General features: G+C 39.4%; 24 protein-coding genes and 2 pseudogenes. 12 read left to right on the plus strand and 14 right to left on the minus strand.

Annotated features, from left to right (window positions below; genetic code table 11):
• The first annotated feature begins 15 nt into the window (after positions 1–15).
• The 4 genes from mreC to rodA are packed head-to-tail and all read left to right on the plus strand — an operon-like array spanning position 16 to position 4,467.
• Complete coding sequence (gene mreC / locus QMN06_RS11845) at positions 16–915, plus strand: rod shape-determining protein MreC (RefSeq protein WP_281970319.1); 900 nt, start codon at positions 16–18, stop codon at positions 913–915.
• Entirely contained in the window at positions 915–1,415 is a 501-nt protein-coding gene (gene mreD / locus QMN06_RS11850; protein ID WP_281970320.1) for a rod shape-determining protein MreD, read from the plus strand. Before mreC ends, mreD begins: the two co-directional genes overlap by 1 nt.
• Positions 1,416–1,426: 11 nt before the next feature.
• Entirely contained in the window at positions 1,427–3,343 is a 1,917-nt protein-coding gene (gene mrdA / locus QMN06_RS11855) for a penicillin-binding protein 2 (RefSeq protein ID WP_281970321.1), read from the plus strand.
• Positions 3,325–4,467, plus strand: coding sequence for a rod shape-determining protein RodA (gene rodA / locus QMN06_RS11860; RefSeq protein ID WP_281970322.1), 1,143 nt, complete (start codon positions 3,325–3,327; stop codon positions 4,465–4,467). Before mrdA ends, rodA begins: the two co-directional genes overlap by 19 nt.
• A gap of 67 nt (positions 4,468–4,534) precedes the next feature.
• On the opposite strand, the gene QMN06_RS11865 is transcribed toward rodA, so the two are convergent.
• Positions 4,535–4,819: an HU family DNA-binding protein gene (locus QMN06_RS11865; RefSeq protein ID WP_281970323.1), complete on the minus strand. Its 285-nt coding sequence runs from the start codon at positions 4,817–4,819 to the stop codon at positions 4,535–4,537.
• A 229-nt stretch (positions 4,820–5,048) separates the two neighbouring features.
• Positions 5,049–5,459: a hypothetical protein gene (locus tag QMN06_RS11870; protein WP_281970324.1), complete on the minus strand. Its 411-nt coding sequence runs from the start codon at positions 5,457–5,459 to the stop codon at positions 5,049–5,051.
• 88 nt (positions 5,460–5,547) lie between these two features.
• Here QMN06_RS11870 and QMN06_RS11875 point away from each other — a divergent pair, with 88 nt between their 5' ends.
• Both QMN06_RS11875 and QMN06_RS11880 read left to right on the plus strand, forming a co-directional pair.
• Positions 5,548–6,024, plus strand: coding sequence for a disulfide bond formation protein B (locus tag QMN06_RS11875; RefSeq protein ID WP_281970325.1), 477 nt, complete (start codon positions 5,548–5,550; stop codon positions 6,022–6,024).
• 9 nt (positions 6,025–6,033) lie between these two features.
• On the plus strand, positions 6,034–6,615 hold the full coding sequence (locus QMN06_RS11880; protein WP_281970326.1) for a TMEM165/GDT1 family protein: 582 nt from the start codon (positions 6,034–6,036) through the stop codon (positions 6,613–6,615).
• Here QMN06_RS11880 and QMN06_RS11885 read toward each other — a convergent pair.
• Together QMN06_RS11885 and QMN06_RS11890 are read right to left on the minus strand one after the other, a co-directional pair.
• Positions 6,608–7,087: a DUF2721 domain-containing protein gene (locus tag QMN06_RS11885; RefSeq protein WP_281970327.1), complete on the minus strand. Its 480-nt coding sequence runs from the start codon at positions 7,085–7,087 to the stop codon at positions 6,608–6,610. The two genes, QMN06_RS11880 and QMN06_RS11885, sit on opposite strands and share 8 nt — an antisense overlap.
• A 98-nt stretch (positions 7,088–7,185) precedes the next feature.
• A complete protein-coding gene (locus QMN06_RS11890; protein ID WP_281970328.1) occupies positions 7,186–7,551 on the minus strand; it encodes a DUF3597 domain-containing protein in 366 nt (121 codons plus the stop codon).
• Between the two features lie 162 nt (positions 7,552–7,713).
• On the opposite strand from QMN06_RS11890, the gene QMN06_RS11895 reads away from it, so the two are divergent.
• Complete coding sequence (locus tag QMN06_RS11895; RefSeq protein ID WP_281970329.1) at positions 7,714–8,559, plus strand: hypothetical protein; 846 nt, start codon at positions 7,714–7,716, stop codon at positions 8,557–8,559.
• On the opposite strand, the gene QMN06_RS11900 is transcribed toward QMN06_RS11895, so the two are convergent.
• Positions 8,560–8,910, minus strand: a complete 351-nt coding sequence (locus QMN06_RS11900; protein ID WP_281970330.1) for a hypothetical protein — start codon at positions 8,908–8,910, stop codon at positions 8,560–8,562.
• A 151-nt stretch (positions 8,911–9,061) separates the two neighbouring features.
• On the opposite strand from QMN06_RS11900, the pseudogene QMN06_RS11905 reads away from it, so the two are divergent.
• Positions 9,062–10,694, plus strand: a pseudogene (locus tag QMN06_RS11905) (peptide chain release factor 3).
• Here QMN06_RS11905 and QMN06_RS11910 read toward each other — a convergent pair.
• Positions 10,695–11,684: pseudogene (locus QMN06_RS11910) on the minus strand (tripartite tricarboxylate transporter substrate binding protein).
• Between the two features lie 63 nt (positions 11,685–11,747).
• On the opposite strand from QMN06_RS11910, the gene QMN06_RS11915 reads away from it, so the two are divergent.
• Together QMN06_RS11915 and QMN06_RS11920 are read left to right on the plus strand one after the other, a co-directional pair.
• Entirely contained in the window at positions 11,748–12,716 is a 969-nt protein-coding gene (locus tag QMN06_RS11915; RefSeq protein ID WP_281970331.1) for a tripartite tricarboxylate transporter substrate binding protein, read from the plus strand.
• Between the two features lie 4 nt (positions 12,717–12,720).
• Positions 12,721–14,094 carry an MmgE/PrpD family protein gene (locus QMN06_RS11920; RefSeq protein WP_281970333.1) on the plus strand — a complete coding sequence of 458 codons (1,374 nt, stop codon included), beginning with the start codon at positions 12,721–12,723 and terminating at the stop codon, positions 14,092–14,094.
• Between the two features lie 24 nt (positions 14,095–14,118).
• Here the strand turns inward: QMN06_RS11920 and QMN06_RS11925 are convergent, their stop codons facing one another.
• From QMN06_RS11925 to QMN06_RS11955, 7 genes are all read right to left on the minus strand, one after another.
• On the minus strand, positions 14,119–14,661 hold the full coding sequence (locus QMN06_RS11925; RefSeq protein ID WP_281970335.1) for a cytochrome b: 543 nt from the start codon (positions 14,659–14,661) through the stop codon (positions 14,119–14,121).
• Positions 14,662–14,847: 186 nt separating this feature from the next.
• Positions 14,848–15,828 (minus strand): tripartite tricarboxylate transporter substrate binding protein, encoded by a 981-nt coding sequence (locus QMN06_RS11930; protein WP_281970337.1) that lies wholly within the window; start codon positions 15,826–15,828, stop codon positions 14,848–14,850.
• A gap of 10 nt (positions 15,829–15,838) precedes the next feature.
• Positions 15,839–17,179, minus strand: a complete 1,341-nt coding sequence (locus QMN06_RS11935; RefSeq protein WP_281970339.1) for an amidohydrolase family protein — start codon at positions 17,177–17,179, stop codon at positions 15,839–15,841.
• Between the two features lie 2 nt (positions 17,180–17,181).
• Positions 17,182–18,108: an NAD(P)-dependent oxidoreductase gene (locus tag QMN06_RS11940; RefSeq protein ID WP_281970340.1), complete on the minus strand. Its 927-nt coding sequence runs from the start codon at positions 18,106–18,108 to the stop codon at positions 17,182–17,184.
• A gap of 33 nt (positions 18,109–18,141) precedes the next feature.
• A complete protein-coding gene (locus QMN06_RS11945) occupies positions 18,142–19,017 on the minus strand; it encodes an NAD(P)-dependent oxidoreductase (RefSeq protein WP_281970342.1) in 876 nt (291 codons plus the stop codon).
• Between the two features lie 77 nt (positions 19,018–19,094).
• Positions 19,095–20,498 (minus strand): DHA2 family efflux MFS transporter permease subunit, encoded by a 1,404-nt coding sequence (locus tag QMN06_RS11950; RefSeq protein WP_281970343.1) that lies wholly within the window; start codon positions 20,496–20,498, stop codon positions 19,095–19,097.
• Positions 20,499–20,504: 6 nt separating this feature from the next.
• Positions 20,505–20,915 (minus strand): helix-turn-helix domain-containing protein, encoded by a 411-nt coding sequence (locus QMN06_RS11955; RefSeq protein ID WP_281970345.1) that lies wholly within the window; start codon positions 20,913–20,915, stop codon positions 20,505–20,507.
• A gap of 144 nt (positions 20,916–21,059) precedes the next feature.
• Between QMN06_RS11955 and QMN06_RS11960 the strand changes: the two genes are divergently transcribed.
• Complete coding sequence (locus QMN06_RS11960) at positions 21,060–21,278, plus strand: hypothetical protein (RefSeq protein WP_281970346.1); 219 nt, start codon at positions 21,060–21,062, stop codon at positions 21,276–21,278.
• A gap of 13 nt (positions 21,279–21,291) precedes the next feature.
• The gene (locus tag QMN06_RS11965) at positions 21,292–21,483 is read left to right on the plus strand and encodes a hypothetical protein (protein WP_281970348.1); all 192 of its coding nucleotides are present in this window, start codon (positions 21,292–21,294) and stop codon (positions 21,481–21,483) included.
• Here the strand turns inward: QMN06_RS11965 and QMN06_RS11970 are convergent.
• Entirely contained in the window at positions 21,480–22,352 is an 873-nt protein-coding gene (locus QMN06_RS11970; RefSeq protein ID WP_281970349.1) for a DMT family transporter, read from the minus strand. The two genes, QMN06_RS11965 and QMN06_RS11970, sit on opposite strands and share 4 nt — an antisense overlap.
• Positions 22,353–22,432: the final 80 nt, after the last annotated feature.

The raw sequence follows: 22,432 nt of genomic DNA on the forward strand, positions 1-22,432 counted from the left end.
AAACTGAGGTGCAAATTGTTTCGGAGCTCCCCGACCTTATTTAATCAAGGTGCACCTTTTTTAAAGTTGTTTTTTTTTCTATTGTTGGGTTCAGTGTTTATCTTTGCAGATTACAAACTGCATGCCACTGAGAAAATCAGGTTGGTTGGAAATAATCTACTTTTTCCAATCCAACAATTATTATCCCAACCAGGTAAATTGTCTGATATATCTTTAGATTACTTTCAAACACGCGCCTCTTTAAAGCATCAATTAGAGGAACAATCTTCACAGTTAGATAATCTCCGACTCATGGCGAACCAAGCAGAGGCATTAGAGTCTGAAAACTCGCATATGCGCAAGTTGCTATCTCTTCAACAAAAATCAAAGGTAAAGTCTTTGGCTGCTGAAGTGATTTTTAGTCCATTAAGTCCAAGCTCGCAGAGAATTATTATTAATCGAGGGAGTGCTGATGGCGTTATATCAGGAATGCCTATTGCATCCGAGGCCGGCATCATGGGTCAAATTGTTCGAGTTTTTGAAAACTCTTCTGAAGCCGCTCTTCTGGAGGATCGAGACTTTGCCATCCCCGTTCTGGTTGAGCGCAATGGCTTAAGGACAGTTCTGTTTGGAGTAGGTCGAGGAGAGCCTTTAGAATTACGTTATGTTAATAATCTGGCTGACTTAGATGTTGGTGACCATTTAATTACATCAGGTATTGATGGTACTTATCCTGCTGGAATGCCGGTTGCGATGATTAGTAAAATCGATCGCTCTTCTGATAACTCTGGGGCGATCATCGCATGTAAGCCATTAGCCAAATTACATCACCATCGACATTTAAGTATCTTGTTATACCAACCAACGACGATTGCTCCAAGTCCTACAGAGTCTGAGGTTGTAAAAAATAGACTTCGTCAGAAAAAAGGAAATTAATGGCCTTTTCAATTTTCAAGCTGCGCACAATGACGGGACCACTCTTTACTCTGATAGGTGCCTTTATTTTGAACATGTTTCCATGGGGTAATTCCCCATGGGTTCCTGATTTTCTTCTCATTGCTTTGGCTTTTTGGGTTTTACAAGCTCCAGAAAAGATTAATTTATTATCCGCATTTTTGCTCGGCCTATTAATGGATATTCAAACATCTCAGTATTTGGGTATTCATGCCATCATTTATGTAACCGCTAGTTTTGTCATTATTTATTCGCAACGTCGTTTATTAAATGCGACTTTATTTGGGCAAACATTCATCATGCTTCAAGTATTTTTAATTGCCAATTTTGTATTTTTACTGATGCTTTGGCTCATTGGGCAAAGTAAGGAAATTTCTTTTGCTTTCCTCATCATACCGAGTCTTATTGAAACTGGTTTATGGCCTATCTTTAAAAATGCTTTATCAAGTCGCGCATCTTTTATCAACCATCATCATTCTTGATGGGGTAATGCATGGCTCGGCAAAATGATTCTTATTCATCTTTAGAAACCTTCCAAAGTCGCATTCAAATCGCCCTATGGTTTGTAATGATTTGTTTATTTATTTTGTTTTTTCGCTTCTTTTGGCTTCAGGTAGTTAAACATACAAAATATTCAACCGCATCGGAAAGCAACCGTATTGCAATTATTACAACGCAATCCCAACGGGGTCTTATTATCGATCGTAACGGCATTGTCATTGCTAGGAATTTTCCATCCTACTCTTTAGAAATTACTCCAGCAGGAGTCAATCAACCGATTGAGGAATTGGTTACCTCGCTCAATACCGTTATTAAAATATCTAATAAAGATCGACAAAACTTTTATAGATCGCTTCAAGGGGCAAAAAAAACTGAAAGTATTGCCCTTCGCAATTTCTTAAATGATGAAGAAGTCGCGCGATTTATGTCTCGTCGATACGCCTTTCCGGGTGTGGAAGTTCAAGTAAGATATTTTCGTGAATATCCCTATCAAGAGTTAGGTGCCCACCTCATTGGATATACCGGAAGAGTTTCTCAAAAAGATCGTGAAAAACTGCTTGCTGAACTTGAAGAATCCTCTGATGAGACCAACAGTGATGAATTACGCCCTATCAAAATAAAGGGTATCCAACAAGTTGGGAAAATTGGTCTTGAGCAAAGTTATGAAAAAGAATTAAGGGGAACTCTGGGTTATAGTCAAGTTGAAATCACTGCCGGTGGACGGGTAGTTCGTAACTTGTCATCGACAGCGCCAATCGCAGGCTCTAATCTTTCTCTTGCTGTAGATATTAAATTACAGTACCTGATGGAGCATCTCTATAGCAAAAGGCGCGGTGCTGCCGTTGTCATTGAAGTTAGTACGGGGGACGTCCTGGCTTTTGTTTCGATGCCAACATATAATCCAAATGCCTTTATTGACGGCATTGATGCTGATTTGTGGAAAAAATTAAATGACTCTCCAGAAAAGCCTTTATTTAATCGGCCATTACGAGGAACCTACCCACCGGGCTCAACTTTTAAACCTTTTATGGCTTTAGCTGCTTTAGAAGGAAAATTTAGAACTCCAGAACAAGGTATTAGTGATCCTGGTTATTTTAAATTTGGCAATACAACCTTTAGGGATGATGCTGTCAATGGCCATGGCTTTGTCAATATGCGTCAATCTATCGCAGTCTCTTGTGATACGTATTACTATATTTTGGCTCGGGATATGGGTATTAATGCCATCAGCGCTTTTATGAAAGATCTTGGATTTGGGCAGATATCAGGTATTGATATTAATGGTGAGGTACGGGGAATATTACCTTCCAAAGAGTGGAAAAAAGCATATTACTCCGACCCATCAAAGCAAGCTTGGGGTGAAGGTGACACGATTTCTATTGGTATTGGACAAGGCTATAACAGTTACACTATTCTCCAACTTGCCCAAGCAACAGCAATCATTGCTAATCAAGGTGTGGTTATGAGGCCACATTTAGTGAAGATGATAGAAGATCCGATCACTCACCAAAAATCACTTACAGTTCCTTCAGAAACAACAAGATTAAATATCAAGAAAGAAAATTTAGCTGTCATTACTGATGGAATGATTGGCGTGAATCAATCAGGAACGGGAAGAGTGCCCTTTGCTGGTGTCAAATATCCTGTTGCTGGAAAGACAGGAACTGCTCAGGTTTTTAGCCTAGGCGGTAAACAGTACAACGCTGGTGCGATTTCTGAGTTTAAAAGAGATCATGCGCTTTATATAGCGTTCGCTCCAGCAGATAAGCCTAAATATGCGCTAGCTTTAGTGGTTGAAAATGCAGGTTTTGGCGCCACTGCTGCAGCTCCCATTGCTAGACAAACGCTTGATTATTTAATGCTAAACACTTGGCCAGAAGGAGTTCCTGCATGGAAAACCGCTCCGTAGTAAAACGTCTGAGTTTCCTTTGGCAAGGATTAGACCCAAGTCTAGCCATCATTTTATTGTGTTTAGTTGTGGTCGGTAACATCACATTTTTATCAGCAAGCTCCGGGACTGTTGTAAGTTGGGTTGAGCAGTCTAGAAACCTTGCAACCGCTTTAATCATTATGTGGGTTACCTCAAGAATACCGATTAAATGGTTAGAAAAAATATCTCTTTGGGTCTATCTAGTTGGTGTCGCTCTTCTTGTGGCTGTCGCAATATTTGGGTTAATCAAAAAAGGAGCGCGGCGTTGGCTCAATATCGGGGTTGTGATTCAACCATCAGAAATAATGAAAATTGCAATGCCAATGATGCTCGCTTGGTATTTTCACAAAAAAGATGGCATGGTAAAACTGCAGGACTTCTTTGTCGCTTTTTGTTTGTTGTTACTGCCAATTTTTCTGATTGCTAGACAGCCTGATTTAGGGACTGCCATTTTGGTATTTGCCGCTGGATTTTATGTCATCTTATTTGCTGGGTTTCCCTGGAAATTTGTACTTCCTTTCGCCGTTATTGCTCTCTTAGGAATTGTCTTGATTGTCATTTTTGGTGATGCTATTTGTGCCAAAGGAGTCACTTGGCCTTTATTAAAAAGCTACCAACAACACCGTGTTTGTACCTTACTCGATCCCAGCTCAGACCCATTAGGTAAAGGCTTCCATACACTACAGTCTATGATTGCAATTGGTTCAGGCGGTTTATTCGGCAAAGGCTGGATGAAAGGAACTCAAACTCACCTAGAATTTATCCCTGAAAAACATACTGACTTTATCTTTGCTGTTTACTCTGAAGAGTTTGGCCTTTTTGGAAATTTAGTGCTTATTATTTTGTTTTTTCTTTTAATCCAACGGGGTTTACAAATCGCGGCCTCAGCACCTAATTTGTATTCGCGATTATTAGGCGGTTCAGTGACACTTATTTTCTTTACATATGCATTTGTGAATATGGCAATGGTAAGCGGTCTCTTACCAGTAGTTGGTGTGCCTTTACCCTTTATTAGCTATGGCGGTACTGCGCTCACAACACTGGGGTTTGGTGTTGGAATCTTAATGAGTATTAATCGAGGAAGACGTTTAATTCAAACTTAATTAATACAATCTTAAGATGTAAAAAAGCCCAATTTGCATTGGGCTTTTTTATTATTTACGTTAAGAATTACTTCTTACGCTTATTTACGCTATCTTTAAATGCTTTACCAGCAGAAAATTTAACTGTTTTTGATGCTGCAATTTTGATCGCTTCACCAGTCTTAGGATTACGGCCAACACGAGCAGCGCGCTTTCCTGAACTAAATGTACCAAAACCGATTAACTGAACGTTATCGCCTTTAGTAACAGCTTTTTTAATTGTATCTAATGCAGCATTTAATGCGTGCTCTGCTTTAGCTTTAGATAATTCTGATTCGTCAGCAATAGCTGCAACGAGTTCTGCTTTATTCAAATTATGCTCCTTGAAATGAAATGACTAAAAATACAAACTTATAAAATTAAGCGCAAATTAAACGCAATTTCATTTTAACCATATTTTATGGGCTTGTGAAAGCTTTTATTTAAGGAAAACCCTTATTTTTATTAGCTCTGTGGTTTTTTTAAGTGCTTCAGACCAATGGAATAGGCGCTTTTTTAGATAATAGGCAATAAAATATCACCGAAGTGATCTTTTATTGATGCTATTTATTTATTTCTCCCGGTTGCGCTTTTTGTAATAGCTCATCGCGAATATCAGGAACTGACTTAATTTTTTTCACATAATACTCGGTCTCTGCAAAACAGTTCGTTGGAACCCCCACATGTTGATCGTATTCGATTTCAACACGTTTTCCAATATTAGAGGAAACCATTTTGGCCAAGTCCTCATCTCTCACAGAAAAGGAAAATTTCTCTTGGTTACCTAACATACTACCTGTAACCAACTCGCCTTCCCAGGTTTTACATACCCAGCCACGTTTAGAGAATTTTTGTAAAAATCCAGCACGACTTCCATTGGAATAGGAATAGGACAATGTAAGCCAAGTGTAGAGAACAAACAGAATGATTAGAATAAAAAGAAATAATATGAATCTGCTTAAAAATTTAGCCATTGTTTTCTCCTAGGTATCTTCTCACTATACCAAGATTATTTTAAAGTTTGGTTTAGCTCTTTTATATTAAACCCTCTATCATTGAGTCATGTCAAAAAATTCTTATCTATTTATTTTTATAGCGTGTTCATGCTTGCTTGGTTTTGCTTTATATATTCAGCACATTGGCTGGATAGGAGTTCACTACCCTCCATGTCCACTATGTATATTACAAAGAATTGCTTTTTTGCTGATCGCTTTGATGTGTCTGATGGCTTATTGTTTTGAAAAAACAAGAAAAATATTTTATTTTTTAGCTCTGCTAGCTTCCTTGTCGGGTTTGGCTATAGCATTACGTCATCAATGGGTGATTGCCCATCCAGAATCCTCTTGTGGGCTTGATCCTCTTGAGGTCTTTATTAATCAATTTAATATCGTACAAATGGCACCATCGTTCTTCAAAGCAGATGGCTTTTGTAGCATGCCACTACCGCCTATATTTTTTCTGTCTGTACCTAGTTGGTCATTATTGTTTTTTAGTTTGTTTCTTATTCTCTTTATCAAAAATTTCCGATTAAAAAATTAAGGTGTATGTATGAGTTTTGAAGCATTATTAGTGAGTACGGGCGTCGTCACTCTGGCAGAAATGGGTGATAAAACCCAACTTCTTGCATTTCTTCTTGCTGCGCGTTTCAAAAAACCTTTGCCCATCATTGCCGGAATTTTAATTGCAACCATACTGAACCATGGCCTTGCCGGAGCCTTAGGGACTTGGATAACGTCTCTCTTAAGCCCGGAAATACTGCGCTGGGTTCTTGGTTTTTCATTTTTGGGAATGGCTATTTGGACTTTAATTCCTGACAAAATAGACGAGGCGGAGCAACCATCCAAAGCTTCTTATGGTGTATTTCTAACGACCTTAATCGCTTTTTTCCTAGCGGAGATGGGTGATAAAACACAAATCGCAACCGTTGCCTTAGCCGCGAATTATCAGGCGCCTTTTACTGTTGTTGTGGGCACAACTTTGGGTATGCTATTTGCTGATGTACCTGCCGTTTTTTTAGGTAACTCGTTTGCTAAACGATTACCTTTAAAACTAATTCATATGATTGCGGCAGGTATTTTTGCAATTTTAGGTGCAATGATTTTATTTAAAGTTGATCAATTAATTACTTGATCTGCATCGATTGCTTTGAGTGCGGTTTCATTCTTACTGAGTAAGAGGCAATAAAAACCTCCCACAATAAGCAGATTAGTGCCAGAATAAAACAACTAATGCCACCAATGAAGGTATACAAAACATAGTCAGAAATGCTCATTTTTCCGGCAATTGTTTCTGCAAAAAATAACTCGAGTATCGTCAAACCTATTTGGATTGCACACAAGACAAGCAAAGCCATCGAGATATTTACTAAATGCGCTCTTTTTGAGAGGTAAATGAGCTCCTCCTCATGAAAACGTTTTAATACCTGCTGATGCTCTGGATCTTTTTCGTTCATGATGTCAAATTGCAAAGCTCTTGACCGATCAATGACGCGAGCAATCCGCTGTGTTAAGGCACCAATCATCCCAGCAACTGCCGTTAATAAAAATACCGGCGCAACAGAAAGTTGAATACTCTCACTTAAAAAATTAGGATTAAAAGCCATACGATTGATTCCAAAATAAGCTGTTATTCATGATACACCCTAAATTTTGGGTAAAAAAAACCCTCATCGCATGATGAGGGATTGTCTACAAGTAGTAATTAGTGCATTAAATTTGCAGATACTTTTCCGCCATTTTCAGCTAATTTTGACATTACTTGTTTGATTAACCAAACATTCATCGTCGCTGTGTCATTCGTATCACCTGTGTAACCTAATTCTTTAGCTAACTCTACGCGATGGGAAAGGCTACTATCTAAACCTAATAAAGTCATTAAATCTACGATTGATGTCTTCCAATTGCTAGGGCGACCTGCTTTTGCTGCTAAATCAGTTAAAACAGCCTCAACATCCACTTGTGTGATTGCAGCTGCAGCAGTTGTTGCAGCATCAGCGGCTTGTCCACCTTGACCAGCTTCATCTTTTTTACCAAAAATACTGTCTTTAATTCTTCCAAAAATACTCATCTTTATCTCCAACTTGGTTTAAGGGAAATTTAATTCTATTGAGGATATATTTCAACAAAGTGCATTTTTAAATAATTTTTAAATAATCATTCAAAATAGAGACACAGTTATGTCATAAGGGTTTTCTACAATAAAAAATATTCACATTACCGTCACAAAACAATGTTTAAACCAATTTTATTGTTTTATGTTTTATTCATTTCTTATTCAGCGAATGCCTATGAACCCTTTTTAACCGATGATGCTTCAACTGTTAAAAAGGGGCAACATCAATTCGATTTTTATTATTACAATATTTTTAATAAAAGTGGTTCAAACACTGGCGATGGCATCATTGATATTAATGTCCCTGGTGAAGAGTTCTTGGGGGCTGATCGTGCTATAGGCTTTCCTATAGGTTACACCTATGGCTTAAATGACCGTACAGAAATTAGTTTTGGAATGACCTACTATGGTTTTCCAACTGGTAGTTATTCTCCTCTGACTAACTACAACTTGGGGGCTAAATATCGTATTTATAGTGATGAAGATACTGGCTTAGGCTTTGCAATCAAACCAACTTTCTCCTTCCCAAATAGTACTGGCCATCAAGACGCTGGACTTGGAATGGCTCTACCGGGATATGGCGTTAATTTGATTGGAGCTTATGATAAGAAGGACTATTCATTACTGGTTAACTTTTCGTATCAACATCAGCCCTACAACGCAAATTATCCAGTAGCCGGCACTTATGGTGAGTTAAGAACTGAGCTCTTTCAATTATCCATGGCACCTATTTGGAATATTACAGAGAAACTTCACATAGGTCTTGATATCGGTTTAGTGACTGACATTACGCCAACAGACGATCGGCGATATAACTCCTATATTATGCCGGCGATTACTTACTCACCCGCTGAAGATATTGATCTAGGGATATCTTATTTACGAGTTTCCCAAAACTTTCGTGACCAAATTGGGGTCGGCTATTCCTCGATCTTCAAGGTGGGCTTAAGCTATCGCTTTTAATCAAGGATGGTAGTTTCCCTGAAAGCAATGCCTGACCTCATGGCCTAGGGTATGCATATTTAAGTTTTTGGCTGTAAACACGATGCAACGATTTCCACGTATGCCATTTTCCCAAAATGAACATGCTGTTACAGGGTAACCAAAACCTTTAAAACCTCGTTTTTTACTTTCTTTTTCACATTCATTTTGAAGGTTCTCCACAGGTCGCCATTCAATCGTGGTTTTCTGTACATGATTTTTTTCTGCGGAAAACATGGAGTAGGGATTATCTTTGAATGCTTTTTCAGCAGAAGTATTCATCGAAGTGGTTAACAAAATAGTAATAGGAATTATTTTAAAGAGCAAATTCATGATGATGGATTGATGTGAGATAGTTAATTACTTCAAGTTAATTTATACCTGAAAAATATGGGAAATTGATATTCAATTGTGTGGACAGACTATAATCATTTTTTATAGTTTTGCTGACAATACATTGATGTGTCAGTTTTGTTTGATTGATATGACCAATTCTCCCCCAAGCCAAATCATTGCCAATGAAGTTTCTCGTAGAAGAAGTTTTGCGATTATTTCACACCCCGATGCAGGTAAAACGACCTTAACAGAAAAACTACTTTTATATGCAGGGGCAATTCAGATTGCTGGTAGTGTAAAAGCTAGAAAAGCATCTCGGCATGCAACTTCTGATTGGATGGAAATTGAAAAACAAAGGGGAATTTCTGTTGCAAGTTCTGTGATGCAGATGGAATATCGCGACTGCATCATCAATCTTTTAGATACGCCAGGTCACCAAGATTTTTCCGAGGATACCTATCGCGTATTAACTGCGGTTGATTCTGCGCTCATGGTGATTGATGCCGCGAATGGGGTTGAATCTCAAACTCGGAGATTGATTGATGTTTGTCGAGCGAGAAATACTCCTCTCATTACATTTATCAACAAGCTAGATCGTGAGGTCAAGAGGCCTTTAGATTTGATGGATGAAATTGAGGAAGCGCTTGGGATGTCAGTGGTTCCTATGACTTGGCCTGTTGGCATGGGGAAATCTTTCGCTGGAGTGATTGATATCAGCCAAGAAGCCATGCGGATGTTTAAAGCTGGTGAAGATCGCGTAGATATTCATACGGAAAAACGTATTAGTATTCATGACCCAGCCCTAGCTTCACAATTAGGTGACTCTTTATCTACTGCCTTATCAGAAGTTGAGTTGGTTCAAGGTGCTATGCCAAGTTTTGATCTAGAGGAATTTTTAGCGGGAAGACAATCACCTGTATTTTTTGGTTCTGCGATTAATAATTTTGGTGTTCAAGAAATTTTAAATACGCTGGTTGAACTTGCTCCAGCTCCAAAATCAAGGCTAACGATTCAACGAGAGGTACTTCCGTCAGAAAAAAACTTCTCTGCAGTCGTTTTTAAAATTCAGGCGAATATGGATCCCGCGCATCGAGATCGTGTTGCCTTCTTAAGAATTTGCTCCGGATATTTTGAGCGTGGTATGCGTTTAAAGATTTCTCGTAACGGTAAAGAAATAAGAACGAATAATGCTCTATCCTTTCTTTCACAACGACGCGATATTTTAGATGAGGCTTTTCCTGGTGACATTATTGGTTTGCCTAATCATGGTTTATTGCAACTTGGTGATACTCTTACTGAGGGTGAAAAATTACAGTTTACGGGCCTTCCTTTCTTTGCCCCAGAAATATTTAAATTAGTTGAAACTGCAGATCCATTACGTACAAAACAATTAAGAGAAGGATTGATGCAACTGGGAGAAGAGGGCGCAATTCAGGTATTCAAACCATTAGTCGGTACACAAATGCTTCTGGGTGCGTTTGGTCAACTGCAATTTGAAGTTGTCGCTCACCGCCTGAAGATGTGAATACAATGCAGAAGTTAGATTACTACCCGCCAGATACTCTTTATCAAGGTGGATCAGTTGTAAAGACCCTGTCACTCTGAAAAAGTTTATTCAAGAAAATTCTCACAGAATCAGTGAAGATGTTGTTGGGGCCCCCGTTTTTTTAGCAACGCATAAATCAGAACTTGAGGTTGCCCAACAACTTTGGAAAGATATTGAGTTTCATGCCCTACGCGAGCATGCAGGTCTCGTATTCCAAAAGGACTTTAATCAATAATTATTGTGGTTCAATTTTGGCGGTTTTTACAACTTCGCTCCATTTGATTGACTCCGCTTTAATTAAGGCAGCAAATTCTTCTGGAGTTCCTCCACCCACTTCATTGCCCTGTTGCAACATAAATTCGCGAATTTGAGGGTCTTTCAAGATTTGATTAACGGCTAAATTTAACTTATCAATAATTGCTTTAGGGGTTCCTTTTGGAGCGATCAACCCTTGCCAATTATTGACGACAATTTGCGGAAATCCTAACTCCGTAAAACTTGGGACATCCTTCAATAAAGGTGATCGTGTTTAACTGGTAATAGCAATTGGTCTTAACTTTCCCGCCTTAATACTTGGCATCGCAGAATACATCTGATCGAACATCATGTTGACATTGCCTCCCATCAGATCTGTTAGTCCTGCCGCGCCACTTTTATATGGGACATGAATCATTTCAATATTGGCACTTTGTTCAAAAAGTTCCGCAGATAATTGATGACTTCCGCCAATGCCTCCTGATGCAAAGGTTAATTTACCTGGCTTCGCTTTTGCATCTTTAATTACATCATTGATGGTGAGATACGGAGAGCTTGGCGGCACGACTAAAACCAAAGGCCCTTTTTCAATCAAAATAATTGGAACTAAATCTTTCTCAGGGTCATAGCGCAAGCTTTTAAATAAAGCCTTATTGACAGCAAGTGGCGCAAAGTTCCCCATGCCAATGGTGTATCCATCAGGTGGAGCCTTAGCGATGTACTCTGTACCAATATTACCTCCAGCTCCCGCTTTGTTTTCCACGATAACTGGCGTTTTAAGAATTGCGCTGAGTTGTTGGCCGATTTGGCGGCTTCTCGAATCTGCTCCCCCTCCTGCACCATAGGGAACAATAAATGTAATTGGCTTAGTAGGGTATTCACTTTGCGCAAATACTTTGGATGAAAAACAACTCATCACAATTGGGATAATTAGCAACAAATTTTTTATTTTTCTAAAATGCATAGTCATCCATCTCCTGTTAAGATTCTTTGTGCTTTAGTATATTTTAAATATCAAAAATTCTCTACATATATGCGACTCCTAAAAATTAGTTTCACTATTCTTGCTTTTTTCTCTTTATTTGGGGGCGCTAGTTATGCCTCAGATTACCCAAATAAGCCTGTGACCATATTGGCGCCTGTTGCTGCCGGGGGAGGGCTTGACCTCGTCGCTAGAACAGTAGCTGAGCGTCTAACTAAATCGCTAGGGCAAAATTTTCTCGTTGATAACCAAAGTGGGGGAGGCGGAATTATTGCCTCACAAAAAGCCGCTCGTGCAACCCCTGATGGATACACCTTAATGCTGTCCTATGTTGGGACCCATGGCACTAATCCGGCAGTTCGGAAAATCCCCTATGATCCTATAAAGGACTTTTCTCCCATCGCCATGGTCGGTGGAACTCCAAATGTCCTTGTTGTTTATAGCCCCCTACCTATAAAGAACTTTAAAGAGTTTATTCAATATGCCAAAGATAATTCCGCAAAAATGAGTTATGGCTCAGCTGGTCCAGGAACTCTTACTCATTTATCGATGGAGCAGTTAAAGCAACAAGCCAACTTCGAAAGTACTCATGTCCCTTATCGAGGAATTGCTCCAGCTTTCATCGATACAATTGCCGGACAAACCCTTTCGATGATGCCGGGTTTAGCGGCCGCAATGCCACATATTAAAACAGGTAAAGTCAGGCCTATTGCTGTTACAGGCCTTAAAAGACATCCTTTAATTCCTGATGTCCCAACGTTTAAAGAGCTTGGGCTTGAGGGTTTCGAAGGCGTTCAATGGTACGGCATTTCTGGTCCTGCCAATCTTCCCCCAGCGATCATTACACTTCTCAATAGTGAAATCAACAAAGCAATTCAAAACCCTGAGCTTAAAGAGCGCTTAGCTGGCGAAGCTATCCAAGCCATGCCAATGACTCCCGAGCAATTTGGGCAATATATCAAAGATGATATTGCCCGGTGGAGTAAAATTGCTAAATCTCGCAACATTCAAATAGACTAAATATATGGCCATCAATACGCAAGTGAGTGCAGATCATAACGCACCTCCAATTACTCAAATCCTCGCAAAATTTATTAGTTCTCACCCTTCCAAAGGATGGGATGACTCTGTAGACCACGAAGCACATCGTACTTTTATGAATTGGTTAGGCTGTGCTGTTGGTGCTGCGAGGCATGAAAGTGTTGAAGCTACTTTGGCAGCTGTTCAAGAATTCGACTCCGCGCCTCAAGCGAGTATTTTAGGAAGATCTGAAAAAGTAGACATGGCCAATGCAGCTCTCATTAATGGCATTAGTTCACATACTTTTGACTTTGATGATACCCATCTGAAAACGATTATTCATCCGGCCGGTCCTGTGGCATCGGCCATACTGGCCTTAGGTGAAAAAATTGGTGCCACTGGTCGTGAGATCATCGATGCTTTAGTCATTGGTGTTGATGTTTCTTGCAGAATTGGCAATGTCATGTACCCGAATCACTACGATCGGGGTTGGCATATTACTGGCTCTACTGGAACTCTAGGTGCTGCAGCAGGATGTGCTCGATTACTCAAACTAACAGAGGCTCAAACTGCGATGGCTTTAGGTATTGCAGCATCTCAACCGATTGGCTTTCGTGAACAATTTGGCACGATGACAAAACCCTTTCACCCTGGTGGAGCTGCTAAAGCTGGATTAACCTCAGCCTTGATGGCTAAGCATGGGTTTACCGCTAGTAATAAGGCTATCGAGGCACCTCGCGGTATGGTTCAGTCAGTATCGACTAAATATGACTGGTCTGAAGTAACGACTGAACTCGGCGAACGTTTTGAGATTTCATTGAATACCTACAAACCGTTTGCCTGTGGCATTGTGATTCACCCGAGCATTGATGCTTGTGTTCAGCTTCGAAATCAAGGCGTAACCGCCGATAACTTGGAGCGCTTAGAACTTAAGGCCCACTCTTTGGTCCTAGAGCTCACCGGCAAGAAAACACCAAAAGATGGTTTAGAAGGCAAGTTTAGTGTTTATCACGGTTGTGCATGCGGCATCGTATATGGACAAGCAACAGAAGATCAATACCATGATGAAATCGTTCAAAGTCCTCAAATGGTGGCTTTACGCGCAAAGGTCCAAGCAACTGTAGATAACTCGATTGATGAGGCATCGGTTGATGTGACTGCATACCTCAAAGATGGTCGCAAACTACATATTTTTGTTGAACATGCCATTGGTTCTTTACAAAACCCCATGACAGATGAAAACCTCAATCATAAATTTAGTCATTTAAGTATCCCAATTATTGGGGCAGACAATACGAGTTCTTTAATTGCGAAGTGTTGGGATTTAAAGAATCTTAATCACTTGCAAGATTTGCTTCAGTACTCTAAGCCAATTTAAATCAAAGGGCTTGCGCCCTTTGATTTAATGCGAGCGTGTTGCTTTAGAAAGTAACATCTTTTGTAATGTTCCATCTTTAATAATATATTCCCGCCAAATCGCCATGATGGCATGTGCGCCGATAAAGAAATAAATAGCATTGCCCCAATACTCGTGGATGTATTTATAAGTCTTTTTCAGGTCTACATTTTCCTGAATCAACATTGGATATAGGTCACCAAAATATGGGATGGGTTTTCCAGCTGATTGCATCAGCAATATACCAGTCACTGGCATGCCCAACATAAATATATATAAACAAGCATGTATCACTTTTTTAAATAATCTAGAAAAAGTTTTTTCTTGTTCAATTGGATTAATAACAAATAACCGAGTAATCACTCTAAGTAACACGACCAACAAAATCATCTGCCCAAATAGCATATGATAGGTTTTAAGATCTGCTCGCCATGGATTATCTCTCGGTACATAATTTTTAATTTCAATTAATAGCAATGCCCCAAGGATTAATCCAAAACTAAACCAATGAAAAAAAATAATTAGTGGGTGATGGGTTGATTTATTCATAAAGCTCCTCAAAGTAGGGGTGATAAAAATGGCGTATCTACTTTGATGTCTTTATTTAACTATCTTGGATAGTTTGGGTGCACCTCTTAGAACATATTAATACAAATTGAGAGTGATCTACTTTGGATACCTTAAAAAAAATAAGGTTGATGATAATCAACCTTATTTACTAATGATGAAGAAGGTTTACTTCAAATTAGCAGCCTTACTAATGCGATAAGCAACTACCATTTCATTACGAATATAGGTATTAAATGCATCTGGGGTCATGATTAGTGGCTCAGCCCCTAATTTTGCAAAACGCTCTTTAACTTCTTTAGTTTGAAGCGCCTTTGCTACTTCGTCATTCATTCTTTTAACTATATCTGAAGAAACTCCAGTGGGTGCTAAAAGTCCAACCCATAAAACATAGTCTGAGTCTGGAATGCCAGCCTCAAGAGTTGTGGGGACATTAGGCAATAAGCTCGTTCGTTTAGAAGTACTAACTGCTAGGGCTTTTAATTTTCCACTTTCAACTAATGAAATCACCGACCCTAGTGGTGAAAAGAACCAATCTGCTCTTCCACCAATTACATCAGAATTTGCCTCTGGAGTACCTTTATACGGAATATGAAGTGCTTTGATATTGGCCGCCAAATTAAATTTTTCAGCATTCAAGTGCGTCGCACTTCCTACACCTGCTGAAGCAAAATTCAATTCACCTGGCTTTGCTTTAGCCGCAGCAACCAAATCTGCTGCAGTTTTCCAGGACTTTGAGGGAGAGACCACCAATACATTTGGGGTGGCCCCAAGTGTAGCTACTCCCTTAAGGTCTTTTAAAGTGTCATATGGCAAATTATTATAAATAAATGGATTTAACGCATGGCCCGATGAGTGCACTAAGAAAGTATATCCATCTGCATCTGCTTTTGCTACTTGACCTGCCGCTATGGTGCCTCCGGCGCCTGGTTTATTTTCAATAATGATTTGCTGTCCTAAACTAGAACTCATCACATCGGCAACAGCCCTACCAATAATGTCTGTAGCACTTCCAGCTGTAAATGCAACTACAAAACGAATCGGTTTATTGGGGTAGGTTTGTGAAAAAGCTTGTGTAGTTGTCATGGCAACTACACACATCAATGCAACCTTGAAGAGTGCCAATTTTAATTGGATTTGCTTAATCATTTTTCGACTCCTATGAAAGCCCTAGGGCTTGAGTTATTTTTTTTGCAGAAACATTCAGATGCTCAATTTGAGGTGCTAATTGAACATTTACCAATTGACCATTCTTCTTTTTCCACTCCCCGGCAATCATCACATTTTCAATATTGGCCAAACTTGTTTGCATAATGACGGCGCTGACAGGGTCATTGACTGGTTGCATATTTAAATCGCCAGCCCGAATCATCACTAAATCTGCCTGTTTCCCCGCTCGTAAAGTTCCAATACGATCAAGTTGACCAATTACTCTTGCTCCCTCGATCGTAATCCAACGAAGTGCCTCTCTCGTTGTAATAGTGCTCGTTGGTGGAATCGTGCCGTGCTTTTCACGGTAAGAAAAATTATCCAAACTGCGTTGAATCCCTAAAGCAACCCGTGCCTGTATAAACATTTCGCCGCCACAAACACTTTCTAGATCGACACCTAATGATGGTGATTTACCAAAATCTCTCAATCTACCGGTTAAGGGATGGCCATGACCTTGCGACATCTCACTCTCAGCTGTTGCAGAAAAAGTCATGCCCAAATCACAAAATCTTTTCAGCTGTTCATCACTCAACGCATGTCCATGCACGATATTAATGGCAGGTCCAAGTAATCCTTTGGACTCTAAAATTTCCCACCCCTCAGGAGTTCTTGCAGGGCCGCCACCTTGATGCATCGATGCTGTCATATTTAACTCTTTCGCCATCATAAAATCATGAAGCGCAACATCTAGTGTTGAATAATGTGGTCCTAAAATAGCTGTACCGATCGTCATGAGATCATGACTACCGTACTGAAGTACCAAGCGTTCTAATTCTTTACGCGGGTGAGGGCGCTCCCAAAAAGGAATTTCCCCTTCTTTGGGCTCTGGCTTTGGTGTTCCATGAAAAAAAGCAGCTCGAATACCAGACTCTTGAAGTCCTTTAATCGCGGCATCGTTATGCTCAGGTGTCTTATTGTTATGACACCAATCAACTAACGTGGTAGTCCCACAATTAATTTGATTAAGAGCACCCATTTTAGTGGCAATATACAAATCGTCAGGCTCAAACACGGTTGCAAGTCCCGAATGCATTTTTTGGAAATACTCTAGTAATGTCCAATTAGAAGCAACCCCTCGTAATGCCGTTTGCCAAGTATGCATATGTGCATTGATTAAACCTGGAATGACAATATATCCTGCACCCTCAATCGTCTGATCTGCTTGAACATTAATTTGCGGAGCAATTTCTTTTATTTCTGAACCCTCTATCAGAATATCGGCTCCCAATAAATCACCCTGCTGATCCATTGTCACGATCGTTGCGCCGCGTATTAATGTTTTTTTCATTTTTATTGTGCCTCTAGACCATCGCCAATCGTTTTGTTTTCAGATTTTAATTCCAAACCAGCATCTTTTGCTGTTTCGATTAAAAGAGCTGAGAAGTCGATATCACCATAGCCACGACCAATCATTCTTGCCACTGACTCACGCGTCGCCGCTGCAGATGGCATAGCAACTCCGTGTGCTTTAGCTGCGGCCATACCAAGATCCATATCTTTTAACAGTAACTCTGGAGTAAAGGTCACTTGATCAAAATTAAGGTTGGTTAATACTGGGGTTTTATAGCGTGTATACATTGAGCCCAAAACGGAATCATTAATACTCTCTAGGAATAAATGGCGTGGAATTCCTGCTTTTTCAGCAAGTACTGTAATCTCACAGAGGTTTTGAATAACGACACCAAACATCGTGTTGTGTGCAATTTTCCAAACCCTTGCCAATTCACCTTCACCAATCCACATACACTTTCTTGACATCGCCTGAAAATAAGGTTCAACCTTGTCATATAAATCTTTAGGGCCAGAGGAGACCATTAATAATTTTCCTGCTTTTGCAACTTTTGCATTGCCGGAAACAGGTGCACATAAATATGCAACGCCTAATGCCTCTAATTGTTGGCGAACTTCTGCAGAACCTTCTTGTGAAATGGATGAACTATCAACGACAACCTTCGGCTTGGTAGCTGTTGTTACAAGCCCACCCTCACCAAATAAAACTTGTTTTAAGTCTTTAGTTGTTGAAACCATCGTGATGACGGTTTCACAAGCAGATAGGTCAAGGATTTTATCTACAACTGTTGCACCGTATTGTGCTAACGGATCTGCTTTGCTACGAGTACGATTCCATACATCGACTCCATAACCAGCCTTGGTTAATCTTTTAACCATTGACTCGCCCATTCTGCCTAATCCAATCCATCCAATTTTCTGCGCCATACTAAATTCTCCAAAGTTGATTCATAAAAAAAATTAATTACTTAGTTTTGCTTTTCTTTCCAATACCCGAATAATAGCGGCATAGTCTAACTGTCCTTCACCATCTTGTGTTGCTTGTTTCATCCAATCTAAAGTCGTTTGGGTTTGTTCTATGGGTGACCCAAACTCTTGCGCAGCTTGATTGATTAAGGATAAATCTTTAATCATTTGCTCCACTGTAAATGTTGGAGAAAAATCTCTATCCCCCAATGGCTTACCAAGTTGTGCCATTTTAGCTTTCATGATTGGAGAACCAACTGCACTATTCGTAATCACTTCCCACATATCCTGCCAATCTAAATTACCAAGTCTGCCAAGTGTCAATCCCTCTGCCAACATCGCACTGGTTTGTGCAATCATCAAATTAACGACTAATTTCATTAATCTAGCTTGTTCTTGTTGTCCCAAATAGATAACCTTTGGTCCCCAGCAAGTTAGCAAACAATGTGCTTGATCATAAATCTCTTTTTTTCCTGAACTTAGCACGGTTAATTGTGCCGCGATGGCCATATGATTATTGCCAGATACCGCTACTCTAAGGTAGTCAATCTGACTTTCATTTAGCCACACCGCTGCTTGACTTGAGGCAGAAATAGAGATCGTGCTCGTATCTACATATATCGTATTTTTTGAAGCTTTTAAACTAATTTGTTTTGCCACCTCTAAGAAGGCTTGATCATTGGGCATCGATGTGATGATCCAATTTGCCCAGGTATAGTCATCCTCATTGCCGACGATTAGTCCATTTTGTTTAGCTAGGCTAATTTGTTGGGGATTAATATCTATAACTTTTAATTCATGACCAGCATTTTTTAGATGGGTTGCCATTGGTAAGCCCATCTTTCCAATCCCAATAAAAAGTATATTCATATTGTTGTCTCTCGTGGTCTGTGATTTTTATCACTAATTATTTTTATTTGTTACAGATTTAATATTTTAAGTGTTTTTTATTGAGGTTTATTTTTTTTACGAATATCGTCGCCCGCATCATGACTCATCAATCGTTGTCTATACAAACCCCATATTGGTAAAACAAGTACCAATAGAAATGACAATCTAAAATCCACAATACTCGGCTCGTTCGGATTACCTTGATTAATCATCGTTGCCAAACTTAAGGCTAAAGAACCTACTGCAATTCCTAAAGCCATACTCAATTGGGTTCCTGTACTTGCTAAGGATGATGCTGACCCCATCTTATGATGTGGTACATCAGCGAGTCCAAGGGTATTAATTGATGTGAATTGCATTGATCTCACTAAACCATTTACAAATAAAATAATCAATACCAATACAATCGGCATAGAGGCCGTAATAAACGCGCAAGACATCAATGAAAAAATAATGGCAATTCCATTAATTGTCATTACTTTTTTAAACCCATACTTATTCAAAATTGGGGTCGTTACAGCCTTCATCGCTAAATTGCCAATAAAAATACTCATCACTATCAAACCAGCTTGAAATGGATCTATCCCTAATCCTAGTTGTAAATATAACGGCATTAAAAAGGGTGTTGAATGTAAGGCGATTCTGAATAAGTTTCCAGCGATTAATGTGGATTCAAATGTCGGTATTTTTAATAGTGACAAGTCAATCATGGGGTGCTCTGCCCTCCTGAAATGTCTGATTGCCAAAAATCCAACCACTAATCCCAAGACTAAAAACCCCAAGATATATTGCATGTCTTCTCTAATATGCCTGCAAAGCTCGATTGAGTAAATCAAGCTTGATAATGCTATGCCGCTGAGGAAAAAACCCTTAATGTCCAATGGTGATTTTTTAACTTCATCAGTCCCTTTAATCAATATCAAACTTAAGATGATTCCAATAATGCCGATGGGAACATTAATAAAAAAGATCCAGTGCCAACTGGCATATGTTGTAAATAGGCCTCCGATTGCTGGACCGACAACAGGCCCTATTAATGCTGGCCAAGTAATTAAGCCAATAGCCGGGATGATTTCTTCTTTTGGTGTATTTTTTAAGACGATTATCCTTCCGACTGGAACCATTAAGGCGCCACCCACACCCTGCAACACTCTTGAAAAGATAAAAAAGTTGAGGCTTTCGCTTATGCCACATAAGATAGATGCGCCAGTAAATATGGCAATTGCAAGTGTAAAGATTCTGCGCGCACCAAACCGATCTGCGAGCCACCCACTGATTGGAATCATAACGGCTAAGGTCAATAAATATGCTGTGATACCAACACCTACATCAACAGCAAATACTTTAAAATCAAGCGCCATCATGGGTAGTGCTGTTGCAATAACTGTACTATCCAATGTTTCCATAAAGAAAGTTGTTGCCACTAGGTAAAGTAGATAATTATTTTTCTTTGCTGACATATACTTTTATTCTTGACTAGTTGGCTCTTTAAGGATTTCTACAGAAAAGTGTGGTTTTACTTTTATTCTCGGCTTGGTAATGATAGCGTTATTTTGATTAACTATTTGATCATTTAAGCTGATCAGCTGTGAGCTGATATTTTTTAAGGTCACTGCATTACAGCGATAAAACAATCGGGTACCTTTTCTCTCGACCCAAATTAAATCTGAAATTTGTAACTGTTTTAGATGAAAACTTAACGTCGCATGAGGTATCTCTATTGTTTCCACTATTTCTTGTGGTCTCATACCAGTCTCACCTGAATGAACAATAAGCTCGAAAACCTGAAGCCGTATGGGGTGGCTTAAGCCTAAAAATGCCAGTGCAGTTTTATTTATTTCCATATTTCCAATTATATCAAAATTACTATAATTCATTGTTTTTCAATAATATTTAGCATAATAGGTGGTTTTTTAGTTAATATACTGTTATTCTTTTGGATGATCACAATCCTGTGCCCACCGTTGGGTTCTTATAAGAGCATTGCTCCCGTAAAAAATCATTTTATTTGGGAGTAATCCATGGCTGCAGGCCAAAATCAAAAAAATCGTAAAAACAACTCTATGCTGACTAAAACTGGCAAAGCTAGATTAGGTCCACTCAATCTAACCCAGTTAGGTGTCATGCTTGAGAAGTCCTCAAAGCCTAAAGAGCAGGCCAAAATTAAGAGAGCTATGGCCAAACGCCCTCCAGCTAAACCATCTATAGAAGAAGCTTCGTCAGAGTCGATCGCTGAGTAAATAATTTTTACTCATGAGAAGGGTAGTTGACCTATATAAAAAGTCTGCGAAAGATCAGCTTTTGTGGACTTATATTATTAACTTGGGGCATGACGGTTCACACCCAAGTCTCTTAGATTTTAGAGAAGAGGCACTTCGCTTAGCGACTCTGGACAATCTTGGTACTGAACAAACGCTCATCATCAAAATCAGAGAACTTGGTTAAGCGCGCTTAACCAACATGTGTTTTCCTAAAAACACAGAGGACACTACTAAGGCTGCAAAAATAAAGTTAATAGCCTCCAGCTTTTCTGAAAGCAACACGTTTGCACAAATTAAGGTGATAAACGGTTGGGTAAGTTGTACTTGACTCACTCTAGAAATGCCTCCCAAAGATAAGCCTTCATACCAAAAGAAGAAGCCGATATACATGGAGAACAAGCCTAAAAATAAAAAAGATTGCCAATACATGAAGGGGACTTCTAAGTAATTTGGCTGAAAAGTCATATAAGTAACTACGGCATTGATAGGTAATGCAATCACTACAGCCCAAGATATCACTAGCTTTGGACTCATGAGCCTAGATAGTTCCGCTCCTTCTGCATAACCAAGAGCAGAAAAAATAGTTGCCGTCATCAATAAAAAATCCATGTAAGAAAATGACCCGGCCCCTTGAATCAACGCATAGGTCAACACCAATCCGGTACCTAATAAAGAAGCAAACCAAAATCCTTTCGATGGTCTCTCTTTATGTCTCACTACACCAAACACCGTAGTTAATAAAGGCATAAATCCAAGAATAATGCCGCCATGAGAAGAGCTACCATTGGCCATTGCTAATGTCATTAAGTACGGAAAGCAGATAATAATGCCGATAATAATCAAGAAGATTCTGCGCACAATCCGCCATGATGGAATGGGTGATTGCGTAATCAGTATGTATCCTAAACCAGCAATACCAGCGATTAGCGCTCTTCCAAAGGAAACAAAGGCGGGATCAAAAACTTCTACAGCTAATTTAGTTGCTGGTAAAGTCAACGCAAAAATACATACGCCAACCAAACCAATCAACATTCCTTTGGTTTCATTTTTCACTTAAATTCTATTATTCTTTCAACGTATTTAAAAACAGATGACTGTTTATAACAATCCTCTATTTTGACAGAGTTCACAGC

The sequence above is a fragment of the Polynucleobacter sp. SHI8 genome, from assembly GCF_027944005.1.
GTDB lineage: Bacteria > Pseudomonadota > Gammaproteobacteria > Burkholderiales > Burkholderiaceae > Polynucleobacter.

Bases quoted from the DNA above. Each gene is read 5' to 3' on its own strand.
- QMN06_RS11955 (WP_281970345.1), bottom strand. From the start codon at position 20,915: ATGAATTATAGTAATTTTGATATAATTGGAAATATGGAAATAAATAAA.
- mrdA (WP_281970321.1), top strand. From the start codon at position 1,427: ATGGCTCGGCAAAATGATTCTTATTCATCTTTAGAAACCTTCCAAAGT.
- rodA (WP_281970322.1), top strand. From the start codon at position 3,325: ATGGAAAACCGCTCCGTAGTAAAACGTCTGAGTTTCCTTTGGCAAGGA.
- QMN06_RS11960 (WP_281970346.1), top strand. From the start codon at position 21,060: ATGGCTGCAGGCCAAAATCAAAAAAATCGTAAAAACAACTCTATGCTG.
- mreD (WP_281970320.1), top strand. From the start codon at position 915: ATGGCCTTTTCAATTTTCAAGCTGCGCACAATGACGGGACCACTCTTT.
- QMN06_RS11895 (WP_281970329.1), top strand. From the start codon at position 7,714: ATGTTTAAACCAATTTTATTGTTTTATGTTTTATTCATTTCTTATTCA.
- QMN06_RS11965 (WP_281970348.1), top strand. From the start codon at position 21,292: ATGAGAAGGGTAGTTGACCTATATAAAAAGTCTGCGAAAGATCAGCTT.
- QMN06_RS11915 (WP_281970331.1), top strand. From the start codon at position 11,748: ATGCGACTCCTAAAAATTAGTTTCACTATTCTTGCTTTTTTCTCTTTA.
- QMN06_RS11885 (WP_281970327.1), bottom strand. From the start codon at position 7,087: ATGGCTTTTAATCCTAATTTTTTAAGTGAGAGTATTCAACTTTCTGTT.
- QMN06_RS11870 (WP_281970324.1), bottom strand. From the start codon at position 5,459: ATGGCTAAATTTTTAAGCAGATTCATATTATTTCTTTTTATTCTAATC.
- QMN06_RS11950 (WP_281970343.1), bottom strand. From the start codon at position 20,498: ATGTCAGCAAAGAAAAATAATTATCTACTTTACCTAGTGGCAACAACT.
- QMN06_RS11875 (WP_281970325.1), top strand. From the start codon at position 5,548: ATGTCAAAAAATTCTTATCTATTTATTTTTATAGCGTGTTCATGCTTG.
- QMN06_RS11940 (WP_281970340.1), bottom strand. From the start codon at position 18,108: ATGGCGCAGAAAATTGGATGGATTGGATTAGGCAGAATGGGCGAGTCA.
- QMN06_RS11900 (WP_281970330.1), bottom strand. From the start codon at position 8,910: ATGAATTTGCTCTTTAAAATAATTCCTATTACTATTTTGTTAACCACT.
- QMN06_RS11935 (WP_281970339.1), bottom strand. From the start codon at position 17,179: ATGAAAAAAACATTAATACGCGGCGCAACGATCGTGACAATGGATCAG.
- QMN06_RS11925 (WP_281970335.1), bottom strand. From the start codon at position 14,661: ATGAATAAATCAACCCATCACCCACTAATTATTTTTTTTCATTGGTTT.
- QMN06_RS11880 (WP_281970326.1), top strand. From the start codon at position 6,034: ATGAGTTTTGAAGCATTATTAGTGAGTACGGGCGTCGTCACTCTGGCA.
- QMN06_RS11945 (WP_281970342.1), bottom strand. From the start codon at position 19,017: ATGAATATACTTTTTATTGGGATTGGAAAGATGGGCTTACCAATGGCA.
- QMN06_RS11890 (WP_281970328.1), bottom strand. From the start codon at position 7,551: ATGAGTATTTTTGGAAGAATTAAAGACAGTATTTTTGGTAAAAAAGAT.
- QMN06_RS11930 (WP_281970337.1), bottom strand. From the start codon at position 15,828: ATGATTAAGCAAATCCAATTAAAATTGGCACTCTTCAAGGTTGCATTG.
- QMN06_RS11920 (WP_281970333.1), top strand. From the start codon at position 12,721: ATGGCCATCAATACGCAAGTGAGTGCAGATCATAACGCACCTCCAATT.